Origin of the sequence: Marinobacter lutaoensis (assembly GCF_001981305.1) — a bacterium.
Lineage (GTDB): Bacteria > Pseudomonadota > Gammaproteobacteria > Pseudomonadales > Oleiphilaceae > Marinobacter > Marinobacter lutaoensis.
The window spans coordinates 62,541-77,994 of sequence record NZ_MSCW01000011.1 but is presented as its reverse complement, the minus strand read 5'-3'; the positions used below and the strand labels follow the sequence as shown (position 1 = coordinate 77,994).

The 15,454-nt window shown below is 64.7% G+C and carries 15 protein-coding genes; 11 read left to right on the top strand and 4 right to left on the bottom strand.

All coding sequences use genetic code 11. The annotated features are described in order from the left end of the window. Positions 1-115: 115 nt before the first annotated feature. A complete protein-coding gene (locus tag BTO32_RS16385) occupies positions 116-1,693 on the top strand; it encodes a bifunctional aminoglycoside phosphotransferase/ATP-binding protein (RefSeq protein WP_076725741.1) in 1,578 nt (525 codons plus the stop codon). Positions 1,694-1,698: 5 nt separating this feature from the next. On the opposite strand, the gene sfsA is transcribed toward BTO32_RS16385, so the two are convergent. Beyond that, positions 1,699-2,433, bottom strand: a complete 735-nt coding sequence (sfsA, locus tag BTO32_RS16380; RefSeq protein WP_076725740.1) for a DNA/RNA nuclease SfsA — start codon at positions 2,431-2,433, stop codon at positions 1,699-1,701. Positions 2,434-2,617: 184 nt separating this feature from the next. Here sfsA and dksA point away from each other — a divergent pair, with 184 nt between their 5' ends. Genes dksA through BTO32_RS16360 form a run of 5 tightly spaced genes read left to right on the top strand, consistent with a single transcriptional unit; the run spans position 2,618 to position 8,570 of the window. Further along, positions 2,618-3,058 (top strand): RNA polymerase-binding protein DksA, encoded by a 441-nt coding sequence (gene dksA, locus BTO32_RS16375; protein WP_076725739.1) that lies wholly within the window; start codon positions 2,618-2,620, stop codon positions 3,056-3,058. A gap of 52 nt (positions 3,059-3,110) precedes the next feature. Further along, positions 3,111-3,983 (top strand): tRNA glutamyl-Q(34) synthetase GluQRS, encoded by an 873-nt coding sequence (gene gluQRS, locus BTO32_RS16370; RefSeq protein WP_076725738.1) that lies wholly within the window; start codon positions 3,111-3,113, stop codon positions 3,981-3,983. Positions 3,984-4,032: 49 nt separating this feature from the next. After that, positions 4,033-4,209: a hypothetical protein gene (locus BTO32_RS17960; protein WP_175618684.1), complete on the top strand. Its 177-nt coding sequence runs from the start codon at positions 4,033-4,035 to the stop codon at positions 4,207-4,209. After that, complete coding sequence (locus BTO32_RS16365) at positions 4,199-7,162, top strand: ATP-binding protein (RefSeq protein ID WP_076725737.1); 2,964 nt, start codon at positions 4,199-4,201, stop codon at positions 7,160-7,162. The genes BTO32_RS17960 and BTO32_RS16365 overlap by 11 nt, the downstream gene beginning before the upstream one ends. Before the next feature lie 7 nt (positions 7,163-7,169). Next, positions 7,170-8,570: a sigma-54-dependent transcriptional regulator gene (locus BTO32_RS16360; protein ID WP_076725736.1), complete on the top strand. Its 1,401-nt coding sequence runs from the start codon at positions 7,170-7,172 to the stop codon at positions 8,568-8,570. Positions 8,571-8,707: 137 nt separating this feature from the next. On the opposite strand, the gene BTO32_RS17955 is transcribed toward BTO32_RS16360, so the two are convergent. Next, positions 8,708-9,154: a hypothetical protein gene (locus BTO32_RS17955; RefSeq protein ID WP_175618683.1), complete on the bottom strand. Its 447-nt coding sequence runs from the start codon at positions 9,152-9,154 to the stop codon at positions 8,708-8,710. An 89-nt stretch (positions 9,155-9,243) separates the two neighbouring features. On the opposite strand from BTO32_RS17955, the gene pcnB reads away from it, so the two are divergent. The 5 genes from pcnB (at position 9,244) to pgi (ending at position 14,576) form a co-directional block, all read left to right on the top strand. Then, on the top strand, positions 9,244-10,623 hold the full coding sequence (gene pcnB, locus BTO32_RS16350) for a polynucleotide adenylyltransferase PcnB (RefSeq protein ID WP_076725735.1): 1,380 nt from the start codon (positions 9,244-9,246) through the stop codon (positions 10,621-10,623). After that, complete coding sequence (gene folK / locus BTO32_RS16345) at positions 10,620-11,132, top strand: 2-amino-4-hydroxy-6-hydroxymethyldihydropteridine diphosphokinase (RefSeq protein WP_076725734.1); 513 nt, start codon at positions 10,620-10,622, stop codon at positions 11,130-11,132. Before pcnB ends, folK (BTO32_RS16345) begins: the two co-directional genes overlap by 4 nt. 116 nt (positions 11,133-11,248) lie before the next feature. Next, entirely contained in the window at positions 11,249-12,043 is a 795-nt protein-coding gene (gene panB / locus BTO32_RS16340; RefSeq protein WP_076725733.1) for a 3-methyl-2-oxobutanoate hydroxymethyltransferase, read from the top strand. Beyond that, positions 12,040-12,888 carry a pantoate--beta-alanine ligase gene (gene panC, locus BTO32_RS16335; protein ID WP_076725732.1) on the top strand — a complete coding sequence of 283 codons (849 nt, stop codon included), beginning with the start codon at positions 12,040-12,042 and terminating at the stop codon, positions 12,886-12,888. Before panB ends, panC begins: the two co-directional genes overlap by 4 nt. Before the next feature lie 26 nt (positions 12,889-12,914). Beyond that, positions 12,915-14,576 carry a glucose-6-phosphate isomerase gene (gene pgi / locus BTO32_RS16330; protein ID WP_076725731.1) on the top strand — a complete coding sequence of 554 codons (1,662 nt, stop codon included), beginning with the start codon at positions 12,915-12,917 and terminating at the stop codon, positions 14,574-14,576. On the opposite strand, the gene folK (BTO32_RS16325) is transcribed toward pgi, so the two are convergent. Beyond that, positions 14,559-15,083 (bottom strand): 2-amino-4-hydroxy-6-hydroxymethyldihydropteridine diphosphokinase, encoded by a 525-nt coding sequence (folK, locus tag BTO32_RS16325; RefSeq protein ID WP_076725730.1) that lies wholly within the window; start codon positions 15,081-15,083, stop codon positions 14,559-14,561. The genes pgi and folK (BTO32_RS16325) overlap by 18 nt on opposite strands. Then, positions 15,083-15,439 carry a dihydroneopterin aldolase gene (gene folB, locus BTO32_RS16320; protein ID WP_076725729.1) on the bottom strand — a complete coding sequence of 119 codons (357 nt, stop codon included), beginning with the start codon at positions 15,437-15,439 and terminating at the stop codon, positions 15,083-15,085. The genes folK (BTO32_RS16325) and folB overlap by 1 nt, the downstream gene beginning before the upstream one ends. Positions 15,440-15,454 lie beyond the last annotated feature (15 nt).

Here is a 15,454-nt window from a genome sequence, read left to right as displayed (position 1 = left end):
AGTATACCCAAGGGCCCACCCCGCAAGGCAGACCCACCATGTGTTATTTCTGTAATCTGCCCGTTATGATAGGGCTTCAAAAATCAACGACTTCAGGCAAGCCAAGGAGCCGAACGTGAGCGAGACCTCCGGCCAAACGCTGATTCAGGCACTGCAGAATCCGGCACTCTATGACCATCCCGTGCAGGATTTCCGGGTGATCGAAACTCACATTTCCCACGTGCTGCTGACCGGGGACTACGCCTACAAGATCAAGAAGCCCGTGGACTTCGGCTTCCTGGACTTTTCCTCGCTGGCGCGTCGCAAGCATTTTTGCGAGGAGGAGCTGCGCCTCAACCGGCGTCTGGCCGACAACCTCTATCTGGACGTGGTTGCCATCACCGGCACGCCGGAGCAACCGGTTCTGGGCGGCGACGGCGAAGCCATCGAGTACGCCATCAAGATGCGCCAGTTCCGCCAGGAGGACCTGCTGGACCGGCGACAGGAGCAGGGCACCCTCGCCCCCGAGCTGCTGATCAACCTGGCACGCCAGACCGCTACCTTCCACGAGCAGCAGCCCCCGGTGCCGGAGGACAGCCCGCTGGGCACTCCCGACGCCGTGTTCGCGCCGATGCAGGACAACTTCGATCAGATCCGCCCCCTGCTGTCCGATCCGGCGTTGCTGGCGCAGCTCGACGCCCTGGAGGACTGGACCCGAACCACGTTCGAACGCCACCGGGAGCGCATTGCCCGACGCCGGGCCGAAGGCTTCGTGCGGGAATGCCACGGCGACCTGCATCTGGCCAACATGACCCTGTTTGAAGGCCAAGTCACGGTGTTCGATTGCATCGAGTTCAACGAACCCTTCCGCTGGATCGATGTCATCAACGACCTGGCGTTTCTGCTCATGGACCTGGAAGCCCGCCGGGAGCCTGGCCTCGCCAACCTGGTGCTCAATCACTACCTGGAATACCGGGGCGATTTCGAGGCCCTGCCGCTGTTGCCGTTGTATAAAGCCTACCGGGCCCTGGTGCGGGCCAAAATCGCACTGTTCACCCTGGCCAACCCGGGGCTGACCGACGGGGAAAAAGCCGAACTGATGCAGCGCTACCGGGACTACGCCCAACTGGCGGAGGACTACAGCGCCATTCCCAACCGTTACCTGCTCGCCACCACCGGCCTGTCCGCCAGCGGCAAGTCCTGTGTCAGCGCCGCCATGGCTCAGGAACTCGGCCTGATCCGGCTGCGCTCCGACGTTGAACGCAAGCGCCTGCACGGGCTCGGCCCGCTGGACGCCTCCCGCTCCGGTACCGGAACCGGCATTTACACCCCGGAAGCCACCGCCAAAACCTACCAGCGGCTGGCAACCCTGGCTGGCCAACTCCTCGCCGCAGGCCTGCCGGTAATCGTCGACGCCGCCTGCCTGCGCCGCCAGGAGCGAGCGCTGCTGGCGTCCGTGGCGGAGAAACACGGCGTGCCCTTCGCGCTGCTCCACTGTGAGGCACCGGAAGCGCTGCGCCGAGCCTGGATCCGCAAGCGCCAGGGCGATGCTTCCGAGGCCACGGAAGCCCTGCTGGACGCCCAACAGGGCTGGTTCGAGCCCCTCGACGCCGAGGAGAAGGCGCATACCCTGCACCTGAAAACCGACGAATCGCACGTGGCCGAGGCGGTGGCGGACCGGATACGGCAGCATTTCGGCCTGCGCCACGGCTGAGTCGGTCAGTCTTCCAGCACCACCGGCACCGGCAGGGTCAGCGACAGCTGCCCGGACGGCTCCCCGTCCGGAGCAGCCAGTCCGGCCCGGTACGCCAGCACTTCGACCCCGCCCGCCACGGCCTCGCGCAACAGCTCACCATACCGGGAGTCGATGTGGTCGGCCGGCCGCACCGCCTCGATCCCGGTGTGATTGACCACAAAGAAGAGTACCGCCCGGCCGCCCTTGTTCACCTGCGCCATCAGCTCCCGCAGATGCTTCTGGCCCCGGCGGGTCACGGCATCCGGGAAATAGCCGCGGCCCGGGGTCTCCTCCAGGGTCACGTTCTTGACCTCCACCCAGGCGTCCGGGTGCTGGTCATGCCCCGACAGCAGCAGGTCAATGCGGCTGCGCTCGTCGCCATAACGCACCTCCGACCGGCATTCCCGGTACCCCGCCAGCTCCGGCACCCGCCCCGACCGTACCGCCTCCCGGGCCTGCGCATTCGGCCGGGCGGTATTGACACAGGCCAGCACGCCCCGGCGAACCTCCACCAGCTCCCAGGTGTACGCCAGCTTGCGCCGGGGATTGTCACTCTGGCTTAACCAGACCCTGGCACCCTCGGGTTGGCAGCCCTTCATGGAGCCGGTATTGGGGCAGTGAGCCGTCACCGTCCGGCCATCGGCCAGGCGGACATCGGCCAGAAAGCGCTGGTAACGGCGCAGCAGCTGGCCCGGGATCAAGGGTTCCGGAAACTTCATGGGATCTCCGTGCAAAGTGAGGGTTGCAAGGCTGGCACCCCCGTAACTTATCTGCTATTTTCCGCAAATTCCCGTTTCAGGACGAAGGACGAATGCTTCATCCAGGGTAAGGCCGGGCAAGCCCCAGGGCAGCGCGGCGGGAAGCAAAGCGTTCTTGTGTAGTACAAACAAGAGGCCGGGTTCAATGGCAAACACTGCAGAACAACCACGTGAACGTTTTACCAACTTCACCCCCTATGAGATGAAGAAGGGTGAAGAGTACATGAGTCCCGAGATGTTGCAGCACTTCAAGACCCTGTTGCTGCAATGGAAACAGGAGCTCATGGAAGAAGTCGACCGCACCATGCACCACATGCAGGAAGATGCGGCAAACTACGCGGATCCGAGCGACCGCGCAACCCAGGAGGAGGAATTCAGCCTGGAACTGCGCACCCGGGACCGCGAACGCAAGTTGATCAAGAAAATCGACCAGACCATCGACCGCATCGACAAGGACGATTACGGCTATTGCGACCAGTGTGGCGTCGAGATCGGTATCCGCCGCCTGGAGGCTCGCCCCACGGCGACCCTGTGCATTGACTGCAAGACCCTGGCGGAAATCCGGGAACGTCAGACCGGCATCTGAACCACCGGACCAGCCGACCGAGCTCCCCTGGGGCCGGTCGGCGTGAGTTCCCATGCCCGAACCACGCTACCGCGGTCGTTTTGCCCCCTCGCCCACCGGCCCGCTGCACTTCGGGTCGCTGGTCACCGCGCTGGCCAGCTATGTCGAAGCCCGGGTTCACCGGGGCCAATGGCTGGTCCGCATTGAGGACCTGGACCCCCTCCGGGAACCCCCGGAAGCCACCGGACAGATCCTGCAGGCTCTGGAAGCCCATGCCCTGGCGCCGGACGAACCGGTCCGTTTCCAGTCGCGCCGGCACTCCGCCTACCAAGCCGCCATCGACGATCTGCTGGCACGGGGCCACGCCTACCGCTGCCCGTGCTCCCGCAAGGAACTCCAGGCCCATGACGGCCGCCACCCGCACGCCTGCCGGACCCGTCCACCAAGCCCCCTGCAACGCCCCTTCGCGGTTCGTTTCAAACTCCACGACGAAGACTGCCACTGGCAGGACCAGCTGCTGGGTCCGCAACGACACCCGGTCCGGGCCGAGCTGGACGACCCAGTCATCCTGCGCAAGGAAGGCTTCTACGCCTATCAGCTGGCCGTGGTGGTGGATGACATCGACCAGGGCATCACCGACGTGGTCCGCGGTTCCGACCTACTGGATATGACCGCCCAGCAACAGCAGATCTACCGGGCCCTGGGCGCCCGACCACCGCGCTGGCTGCACATTCCGGTGATCCGCAACGAGCAGGGCCAGAAACTGAGCAAGCAGACCCATGCGCCGGCACTGGACAACAGCCGGGCCTCCGCCAACCTGGTGGACGCCCTTCGGGCCCTGGGCCAGAATCCGCCCAACGGACTGGCCCAGGCCCGGCCCGAGCAGATCCTGGCCTGGGCCTGCAGCCACTGGCGGCGCCAGGCCATCGACCTGACAGCCCGCTAGCGGGCATGGTATAACCCTGACTCACACACGCGAGCGGACTGCAAGGCTGATGTACATCTACCGTCTGGTCTTCCTGCTGGTTCTGGCCATTTACATCTTTTCGCCCAACATCCTGGACTGGTGGACCGCTCCCGGCAATGCCTGGTACAGCCCGTACATCATCTGGGCCGGGCTGATTGCCATTGCCTTCTGGCTCGAGTGGCGACGGGATCCCAATGAGTTTTAGCGCCACCGGCTTGGTCCTCACCAGCCTGCTTTACCTGTTGCTGCTGTTTGGGGTGGCCTGGATCACCGAACAGGGCCTGTTGCCTCGCCACTGGGTCCGGCATCCGCTGGTCTACATTCTGAGCCTCGGGGTTTACGCCGGCATCTGGGCGGTCTACGCCGCGGTCGGCATGGCGGCGGACTCCGGCTACGGCTTCCTGGCCTACTATCTGGGCATCAGCGGCGCCTTCCTGCTGGCGCCGGTACTGCTGAACCCGGTCATGCGCATCTGCCGGGCCTATCAGCTGACCTCCCTCGCCGACCTGTTCGCCTACCGCTACCGCAGCCAGTGGGCGGGCACCCTGGTCACCTTGTGCGCCGGCGGAGCCCTGCTGGCGCTCCTGAGCATGCAGATCCAGGCCGTCGCCCTGTCCGCCAGCATCCTGGCACCGGACAGCTCGCCCAAGGCCATGAGCGTCCTGTTCTGCCTGATCGTGCTGCTGTTCGCCATCCTGTTCGGAGCCCGCCGCAACCAGAACTCGGAAAATCACCAAGGCTTGGTGCTGGCGATCGCCTTCGACTCCGTGGTCAAGGTCAGCGCCCTGCTGGCGCTCGGCCTGGTGGTGCTGTTCCAGGTCTTCGGCGGCATGGACGGGCTGGACCAGTGGCTGGCCCTGAACAAGCCCGATGCCGGCAGTCTGACCCTGACCCTGGATGACGGCAGCTGGCGGGCGCTGATGCTGATGTCGTTCGCCGCCGCGCTGGTGCTGCCCCATATGTACCACATGACGTTCAGCGAGAACCCCTCGCCCAAGGCGCTGGCCAAGGCCAGCTGGGGGCTGCCGCTGTATCTGCTGCTACTGGCGCTGCCGGTGCCGGTGATCCTGTGGGGCGGGCAGGCGCTTGAGGTCGATACCGACCCAAATTTCTTCGTGCTGGGCATTGCCCTGGCTCTGGACAGCCCCGCTCTGGCACTGTTCATGTACGTTGCCGGCCTGTCCGCCGCCAGCGGCCTGATGATCGTCAGCACCCTGGCCCTGGCCGGAATGGTGCTGAACCATGTGGTGCTACCCCTGAAGACCCCCCGGGACCAAGGGGACATTTACCGCTGGCTGCAGTGGGTGAAGCGCCTGCTGATCGCCGTCATTATTTTCTGCGCCCTACTGTTCCATGAAGCCGTCGGCCAGCACCTGGACCTTGCCATCCTCGGCGCCATCTCCCTGTCCGGCATGCTTCAGCTGCTGCCGGGCGCCCTCGGCGTCATCTACTGGCCGGAAGGCAACCGCCGTGGTCTGATCGCCGGCCTGATCGCCGGCCTGGCCGTGTGGCTGGTGGCCCTGGTGTTGCCGTTCTCCCACACCATCAACCCGCTGGCCTGGCTCGATCTGCCGCTGGTGCCCAACTACGACAACTGGCACATTTTCACCTTCATCAGCCTCACCGTGAATGTCGCGGTGTTCGGCCTGTTCTCCATCCTCAGCGCCAGCTCCGCAGAAGAAACCAGCGCGGCCCAGGCATGTTCTCTCGGCGCCCTGTCCCGCCCCCAGCGCCGGGAACTGCTGGCCAGTTCCTCCGATGATTTCATCAAGCAGCTGGCGGAACCGCTGGGTTACGGCGTGGCCCGGCGCGAGGTGGAGCGGGCTCTGGCGCAGCTGAAGTTGCCCAACGTGGAGTACCGTCCTTACCAACTGCGCCGGCTGCGCGATCAGATCGAAGCCAACCTGTCCGGCCTACTGGGCCCCTCCGTGGCCCGCGACATGGTCAAGCGGCACCTCGGCTTCAAACCCTTGGCCCGTGGCGCCACCGGGCAGGATATCCGCTATGTCGAGCGGGCGCTCGGAGACTACCAGAACCGCCTGACCGGGCTGGCGCGGGAGCTGGACAACCTGCGCCGCCACTACCGCCAGACCCTGCAAAACCTCCCCATCCCAGCCTGCTCGGTGGGCGAGGACGGCGAGATTCTGATGTGGAACCAGGCCATGGCGACGCTGACCGGCATCACGGCCGACGACGTCGTCGGCGCACGCCTGGCGGCCCTGCCGGAACCCTGGCACCAGCTTCTGGAGGACTTCAACCGGGGCGAAGACCAGCACCGGTACAAGCACCGGCTGGACCTGCGTGGCAAGCCCCACTGGTTCAACCTGCACAAGGCCGCCCTCAGCGGTCCGGACCACCCGGAGGGGGGCAACATCATTCTGGTGGAGGACCAGACCGAAACCCGGCTGCTGGAGGACGAACTGATGCACAGTGAACGGCTGGCCTCGGTCGGCCGCCTGGCCGCCGGGGTGGCCCATGAGATCGGCAACCCGGTCACCGGCATCTCGTCGCTGGCACAAAACCTGAAACTGGAGACCGACGACCCGGCAATTCTCGATACCGCGGACCAGATCCAGCAACAAACCCGACGGATCTCCACCATTCTGCAGTCGCTGATGAACTTCGCCCGCACCGGCAACCACGCCCAAGCCAACCGCTATGAGCCGGTCTCCATCCGCCGTTGCGTGCAGGAATCCATAAATCTGCTGTCGCTCAGCGACAAGGGAACGCGCGTGCACTATCTGAACCAAGTGCCGGACGACCTGCAGGTGCTGGGGGACGAACAGCGCCTGGTCCAGGTGTTCGTCAACCTGCTGACCAATGCCCGCGACGCCTCCCCGGATGGCGGCCACATCCGGGTCAGTGGAAACCTCGACAGCTACTCCGCTATCATCGAAGTTATCGACGAAGGCTCGGGGATTCCCGAGGACCAACTCGACCACATCTTCGAGCCGTTTTACACGACCAAGGCCCCGGACAAGGGCACGGGCCTGGGTCTGTCACTGGTTTACAGCATTGTTGAGGAGCATTACGGCAACATCCAGGTGGAAAGTCCGGCCGATCCCGAGTCCGGCGCGGGAACCTGTGTGCGCTTGAGACTGCCCGCTTACCAGCCGGAATCCGGCGACACCGCTGCCGCCATGAACGAAAGGTCGTAATACAGCCATGCCTCGCATCCTGATCGTAGAAGACGAAGACATCATTCGCTCCGCCGTGCGCAAGCTGCTCCAGCATGCCGGCTATGACGTCGCGGACGCCCGTTCGGTGGAAGAGGCGGAACGGGAACACGAACCGGACCAGTTCGACCTGATCATTTCCGACCTGCGCCTGCCGGGCGCGGCCGGTACCGAACTGATCAACCGCGCCCCCAACACCCCGGTGCTGATCATGACCAGCTACGCCAGCCTCCGGTCGGCGGTGGATTCCATGAAGATGGGTGCGGTGGAATACATTGCCAAGCCGTTCGATCACGACGAAATGCTGGCCGCGGTCGAGAACATCCTGGCCAGCAAGGCGCCGTCCGGCCAGCCCGGTGATCGCCCGGACGACCGCACGGACAACGGCGAGGGCAAGGACCCGGCGGCCATCATGTATGGCGAGTGCGACGCCATGCAAAAGGTGTTCAGCCTGATCCGCAAGGTGGCCCCCACCGAAACCACGGTGCTGATCCAGGGCGAATCCGGCACCGGCAAGGAACTGGCAGCCCGCGCCCTGCATCTGCTCAGTCCCCGGGCCGCCAAGCCGCTGATTTCCGTCAACTGTGCCGCCATCCCGGAGAGCCTGATCGAGTCCGAGCTTTTCGGCCATGAAAAAGGGGCCTTTACCGGTGCCGTCTCCGCCCGCACCGGCCTGATTGAGGCGGCCGACGGCGGCAGCCTGTTCCTTGATGAGATCGGCGAGCTGCCGGCGGAGGCCCAGGCGCGCCTGCTCCGGGTCCTCCAGGAGAACGAGATCCGCAGGGTCGGCTCCACCCAGAGCCGGAAAGTGAACGTGCGAATGATCGCGGCCACGCACCGCAACCTCAAAGCCATGACCCGCACGGGCGAGTTCCGGGAAGACCTCTATTACCGGCTCAATGTCATGCAGATCCGGATTCCGCCGCTGCGGGAACGCCAGGGCGACATCCTGGGCCTGGCCAAACGCTTCCTGAAACGCCAGGGAGAAAAGATGGGCAAACCGGACCTGCAGCTCAGCCCGGAAGCCATGCGCGCCCTGGAGCGGCATCGCTGGCCGGGCAACGTGCGGGAACTGGAAAACGCCATCGAACGGGCCACCATCCTGTGTGACGGCGATGTCATCACCCCGGCCCTGCTCGACCTGGACAGCGAAAGCCACGACGAGCACATTCCGGAGACGCTGGTGGAAGGCAACAACGAGCAGACCCGCAGCCGCAGCGGCGATGCCGCCACCGACCTGTCGCTGGAAGACTACTTCCAGCACTTTGTCCTGGAGAACCAGGACCGGATGAGCGAGACCGAGCTGGCACAGAAGCTCGGCATCAGCCGCAAATCCCTGTGGGAACGTCGCCAGCGACTGGGCATCCCCCGCAAGAAGTCCGGGAACTGAGCCGGCCTCCCGGCGGATCGCCCCACCCGATCAAAAAATGAACCACGACTCAGTTGTTACCCTGTGTTCCCCAGGGTAACACTCCCCCATCAACCCCCGTGACCTCGGTAACACTTTCCCCGAATACGGGGTAACACTTATACACCACGAAAAACATAACCTACTGTTAAAAAAGGATTTTTAAAAACTGGCACGCGGTCTGCACTCTCTAAGGCGCACAACAACAAAAACAAGAGTGGCAACCGCAGCGCCAAAACAAAAACAAAAAGCTGCATGACGACGTCCGGCAACAAAAACAAGAACAGGACGTCAGCGAACTGAGTGTTTTGGGTACTCTGCTTTTTAGTGGTCCCACGGCACACGTGAGTGGTGGATGTAGAGAAGAATCGCCTTCCAGACGACACTGCATCTGCCTGAAAACTCACCCCGTGTCCCTGACCGCTCTGTGTATTCAAAGCTTTCCGTTTGCATTGCCTTCGGTCCCTGAGTTTGGGGACACACAGTGGGGTACAAAAACCAAGAAAAATCCCGGCAACAACAAGAACAATGCAGATCGTCAACGCTTTCAGGGCGGGTTCGTGCAAACGGATCCGCCTTTTGATTATCTGGCGTGTGCAAATCCTGTCCAAACCGTTAAACTCTCGGTTTTTGCTCACCGCAACGACGGATTGCAATGCCTAAAACACCCAATTTCGTTGACAAGCTGATTGATAATTTGAAAGCCCTGGTCCCCAATGGGCGGAAACGCTCCCGCACCTACGTTCGCCGGGTCATCCCCCGGGACCAGCACAATGTCTCCCGCTCCGTGATCAGTGAGTCCGCCAAGAAAGTCCTGTACCGGCTCAACAAATCGGGCTATGAAGCCTATCTGGTGGGCGGCGGCGTCCGGGACATTCTACTCGGTGGCAAACCCAAGGATTTCGACATTGCCACCAACGCCACCCCCGAGGAAGTGCACGCGCTGTTCCGGAATTCCCGCCTGATTGGCCGACGGTTCCGGATCGTCCATGTGGTATTCGGGCGCGAGATCATCGAGGTCACCACCTTCCGGGGCAACGCCGGCGACGCGGAAGACGGCCAGGACGACGAACGCAGGACCAACGAACACGGCCTGCTGCTCCGGGACAATGTGTACGGTACCCAGGAAGAGGACGCCCTGCGCCGGGACTTTACCGTTAACGCCCTGTATTACTGCATCCGGGACTTTACGGTCATCGACTTCGCCAACGGCATCGAGGACCTTCGCAACCGGAGGATCCGGCTCATCGGCGACCCGGAGACCCGATACCGCGAGGATCCGGTGCGCATGCTGCGGGCGGTGCGCTTCGCGGCCAAGCTGGACTTCGAGATCGAACCCGAGACCGAGGCGCCGATCCGAGAGCTGGCGCCGCTGCTGTCCCTGATTCCGCCGGCACGCCTGTTCGACGAGGTGCTCAAGCTGTTTGCCGCCGGACACGGGGAAAAGACCTACGACCTGCTCCGCCGGTACAACCTGCTGGCACCGTTGTTTCCGGAAACCGCCCGGGCCATCGACGCCGGTGAGTCGGACGAGCTGATCCGGCAGGCCCTGCGCAACACCGACGCCCGGGTCGCCCAGGGCAAGTCCGTCACCCCCTATTTCCTGTACGCCGCCCTGCTGTGGCCAGCCCTGCAGGCGGAGTGGCACCGGCGCCAGGACAACGGTGAACCGGTACAACCCGCGCTGCATGCCGCCATCGGCAAAGTGCTCGGTCGCCAACTCCAAGCCACGGCGATTCCCAAGCGCTTCTCCGGCCCGATGAAGGAAATCTGGGAGCTGCAGATGCGCCTGCCCCGGCGCCAGGGCAAGCGTGCCTACCTCACCCTGCAGCACCCCCGGTTCCGGGCCGCCTACGATTTTCTGCTGGTGCGGGAAGCCGCCGGCGAGATCGAACCCGGGCTGGGCGACTGGTGGACGGAGTTCCAGCAGGCGGAAGAACGGGAACAGGAGCGCATGCTGTCCCAGCTCGCCAGCCCGAGTCCGAAGAAGCGCCGGCGCCGGCGCAAGCCGGTCAAGCGCCAGGCGGCACCATGACAGTCGATGCCTTCGTCGGGCTCGGCAGCAATCTGGCCGACCCGGCGACCCAGCTGGCCCGGGCCGTTGCCGAGCTGGCCTCGCTGCCCGCCACCCGCCTGGTGGCCCAGTCCCCGTTCTATGCCAGCCAGCCGGTGGGACCACAGGATCAGCCGGACTTCGTCAACGGCGCGGTCTGGTTGCGTACATCCCTGAGCCCCCACGCCCTGCTGGATCGGCTGCAGGCCATCGAACAAGCCCACGGCCGGGTACGGCTGCGCCGCTGGGGGCCGCGCACCCTGGATCTGGATCTGCTGCTGTACGGCAACCAGACCCTCCACGACCCGCGCCTGACGGTTCCCCACCGGGAACTGCCGAACCGGGACTTCGTACTGCAACCCCTGCTCGACCTGGCGCCGGATCTGGCCCTGCCCGACGGCCGGACCATCGCCGAGTTGCGCCGGCGCTGCCCCGACAACGCCCTGCGCCGGCTGGCGCCGCACTCCCGCGGCCCGGAGTCGACGGGCTAGAGGGGGTGGCCGGGCGGCTCTTGCCTCGGGCATACCCCCGGATTACCCTAAGTGCACCGTGACACCGAAACCACCCGGCGCGGTCGGGCCCCATCCACCCACAAGGCAAGGATTTTATGGCGGTTACCATCAATACCCTGCGGGAATACAAGCAGAAGGGCGAAGCGTTCGCCGTTCTGACCTCCTACGACGCCACCTTCGCGCAGATCGTCAGCGAAGCCGGCGTGGATGTCATCCTCATCGGCGACTCCCTGGGCATGGTGCTCCAGGGGCACGACAGCACCCTTCCCGTCACCCTGGAACAGATGGTCTACCACACCCGTTGCGTGGCCCAGGGCAACCGTGGCGCGCTGATCATGGCGGACATGCCGTTCATGTCCTACGGTACCGTTCAGCAGGCACTGGACAATGCCGCCCAGCTGATGCGGGCCGGCGCCCATATGGTCAAGCTCGAAGGCACCGACTGGATGAAGGACACCATCCGTGCACTCAGTGAGCGTGGCGTGCCGGTCTGCGCCCATCTGGGCCTGACGCCCCAGTTCGTCAACAAGTTCGGAGGCTACAAGGTCCAGGGCCGCGACGAAAAGGCCGCTGAGCTGATGATCGAACACGCCTGCGCCCTGGAGGACGCCGGTGCCGACGTTATCCTGCTGGAATGCGTACCGTCGCCCCTGGCCGCCCGGATCACCCAGGCGGTGCAGGCCCCGGTCATCGGCATCGGGGCGGGCGCCGATACCGACGGCCAGGTGCTGGTGGTTCACGACATGCTGGGCCTGACCACCGGCCGCACGCCCAAGTTCGTGAAGAACTTCCTGGCCGAGACCGGCTCGGTGCAGGAGGCCATCGCCGCGTACGTCAAAGCCGTGCGCGAGCGCACCTTCCCAGCCGAGGAGCATACATTCAAGGCATGAGAACCGTTCACTCCCTGAAAGAACTGAGAACCATCCTGCGCGGCTACCGCCAACAGGGCAAAACCATCGGTCTGGTGCCGACCATGGGCAATCTGCATGAGGGCCACATATCTCTGGTCCGCAAGGCCGCTGAATCCGCCGACGTGGTGGTGACCAGCATTTTCGTCAACCCGATGCAGTTCGGCGCCCACGAAGACCTGGACAAATACCCCCGCACCCTGGCGGAAGATCAGGAAAAACTGGCGGAAGCCGGCAACACCCTGGTGTTCGCACCGCCGGTCGAGGAGGTGTATCCGGAAGGACTGGCCCGGCAAACCAAGGTGGTGGTCCCAGAAGTCAGCGAAGGCCACTGCGGCGCCAGCCGTCCCGGCCACTTCGAAGGCGTCGCCACAGTGGTGACCATGCTGTTCAACATGGTCCAGCCGGATCTGGCGGTGTTCGGCGAAAAAGACTTCCAGCAGCTGGCGGTCATCCGCAAGCTGGTCCGTGATCTGCGCATTCCGGTAGAGATCATCGGCGCGCCGACCGTGCGCGAGGACGATGGCCTGGCCAAGAGCTCCCGCAACGGCTACCTGTCGGAAACGGAACGCCGGATCGCCCCCCGGCTCTATCAGATCATGCGGGAGACCGCCGACCGGATCCAGCAGGGCCGCACCGACTATCCGGCGCTGGAGCAAGAAGCGTCGGCGGCCCTGGCCGAGGCAGGGTTCCGCCCCGACTATGTCAACATCGTCAACAGCGTGACCCTGAAGCCGGCCGCACCTGATGACCCCGAGATCACCCTTCTGGTGGCCGCGTTCCTGGGGACCACCCGGCTGATCGACAACCTGTCGCTAACCCGTTAACCGTAGGACAAAGGAAGGACCCGCCAATGACCGATCACTCGTCAGGACTGACCTCAACCGAACAATGGCAGGCGCTGGCCCGGCACCGGGACCGGTTCCGGGACCTCACGCTGCGGCAGCTGTTCCGCGAAGACCCGGATCGGGCCAGCCGCTACTTCATCGAGGCAGCCGGCCTCGGCCTCGACTTTTCCAAAAACCTGATCACCGATGAAACGCTGGCCCTGCTGGTCGAGCTGGCCCAACGCCAGGGCCTGGAATCGCGCCGGCGGGCGCTACTGTCGGGCCAGCGGGTCAATTGCACCGAGGACCGGCCCGCGCTCCACACCGCCCTGCGGGTCCCCGGCAACCGCGAGATCCTGGTTGACGGCGTGGACGTGGTGGCCGAGGTCGGACGCACCCTGGATCACATGGCGCGCTTCGTCGACGCGGTGCTCGGGCAGCGGCAGACCGGGTTCACCGGGCAGGCTTTCACCGATGTGGTCAGTATTGGTATCGGCGGTTCCTACCTGGGCCCGAAACTGGTGACCGAGGCTCTGCAACCCTATTGGCACGGCGCGATCCGTTGCCACTACGTGGCCAACATCGACGGCACCGACATCTGCGAAACCCTGAAACAGGTCCGGCCGGAAACGACCCTGTTCCTGATCCAGTCGAAGTCCTTCCGGACTCAAGAAACCCTTGAGAACGCCAAGGTCGCACGCCAGTGGTTCCTCGACAACGGCGGCCACGAACAGGCCATCGGCCAGCACTTTCTGGCGGTCACCGCCAACACCCAAGCCGCCACCGCGTTCGGCATGGATCCGGACAATGTGTTCCCGATGTGGGACTGGGTCGGTGGCCGCTACTCGCTCTGGTCCGCCATCGGACTGCCGGTGGCGCTGACGGTGGGCATGGAACACTTCCGCGCCCTGCTGGCCGGCGCCCACGCCATGGACCGCCACTTCGAGGAGGCACCCCTGACGCGTAACCTGCCGGTCGTCCTGGGCCTGCTGAGTGTCTGGTACAACAACTTTTGGGGTGCCGAAACCCACGCCATCCTGCCCTACGACCAGTACCTACGCAGCCTGCCGGACCATCTGCAACAACTGGACATGGAGAGTAACGGCAAACGGGTTACCCTGGATGGGTGCGCGGTGGACTACCAGACCGGGCCGGTGCTCTGGGGTGGCGTGGGCTCCAATGGCCAGCACGCCTACCACCAACTGATTCACCAGGGCACGCGCCTGATTCCCGCCGATTTCATCATTCCGCTGACCAGTCACCACCCGGTGGCCAATCATCACGCCGATCTGTTCGCCAACTGCCTCAGCCAGTCCCGAGCCATGATGACCGGCAAAACCCTGGACGAGGCGCGGGCGGAACTGGCGGCGGAAGGTCTGGACGAGGCCAGCATCGAACGGCTTGCCCCACACAAGGTGGTTCCCGGCAACAAACCGAGCAACACCCTCATCATGGACCGGCTGACGCCGGAAACGGTGGGTGCCCTGATTGCCCTGTACGAGCACCGGACCTTCGTGCAGGGGGTGATCTGGGACGTGAACTCATTTGACCAGTGGGGCGTGGAACTGGGTAAGCAGCTGGGCAAGGGAATTCTCGCGCAACTGGAAAGCCCGGAGCCGCCGGGCAGCGCGGGCGACACCTCGACCGATCAGCTGATTGCCCGGTTCCGGTCAGCCCGCCGCCCGTGACACCCAGCGGCCACGCCACTGGAAGTCAACCGGCCAGAGCTTCTGGTCTTCCCGGTAGTCCCGCCACAGCTCCCGGTAGCAGCGGCCACAGACAGGGTGCGTGTCCTCGGGGGCAAGATCGGCCAGGGGCCTGAGCACGAACGCGTTCCGGAGAATCTCCGCCCGGGGCAGCTCAATGCCATCCAGAGTGCCGGCTGCCTGGCCGTAGGTCAGGATATCGAGATCAAGGGTTCGGGCACTGAACCGGGGCACATCACGGCGGCGACCGTGGTCGGCCTCCAGCTGCTTGAAGTAGCGCGACAGCCGGCCCACCGGCCAGTCGGTGTCCAGGCCCACCACCAGGTTGTAGAAGGGCGCACCATCAAAGCCCACGGCCTCGCTTTCGTACACCGGGGAAATCCGCAGCTCGCCGAAGGTGTCCGCCAGGGCGTCCAGGGCGGCGGAGACATGACGCCGCCGGTGGATGTTGGTACCGATACTGACGTACACCCGGACCCTGTCCGCCATCACCGCCACTCCCGTTCGATTCGAACGCCCACGGCCCGGGCCGCCGGCACCGCTCCGGGCTTGCGCAGGGTCAGCGTCAGCCGGCGGACGCCGAACTCGGCCATCAGCATCTCGGCCAGAACCTCGGCCGCGTGTTCCAGCAGTTTCGGCTTGAGGGACTGCAGACGGGCGGCGACCCGTTCGCTGACCGCGGCGTAATCCAGCGCATCCGCCACGTCATCGGAGCGGCCTGGCCGACGATTGTCCCAGGCCATCTCCAGGTCGACCAGCAAGCGCTGGGACACCTCCCGCTCCCAGTCGTACACGCCGACGATGGTTTCCACCGCCAGCCCCTCGATCAGGACACAATCGGTCAAAGCGTCTCCCCGGGT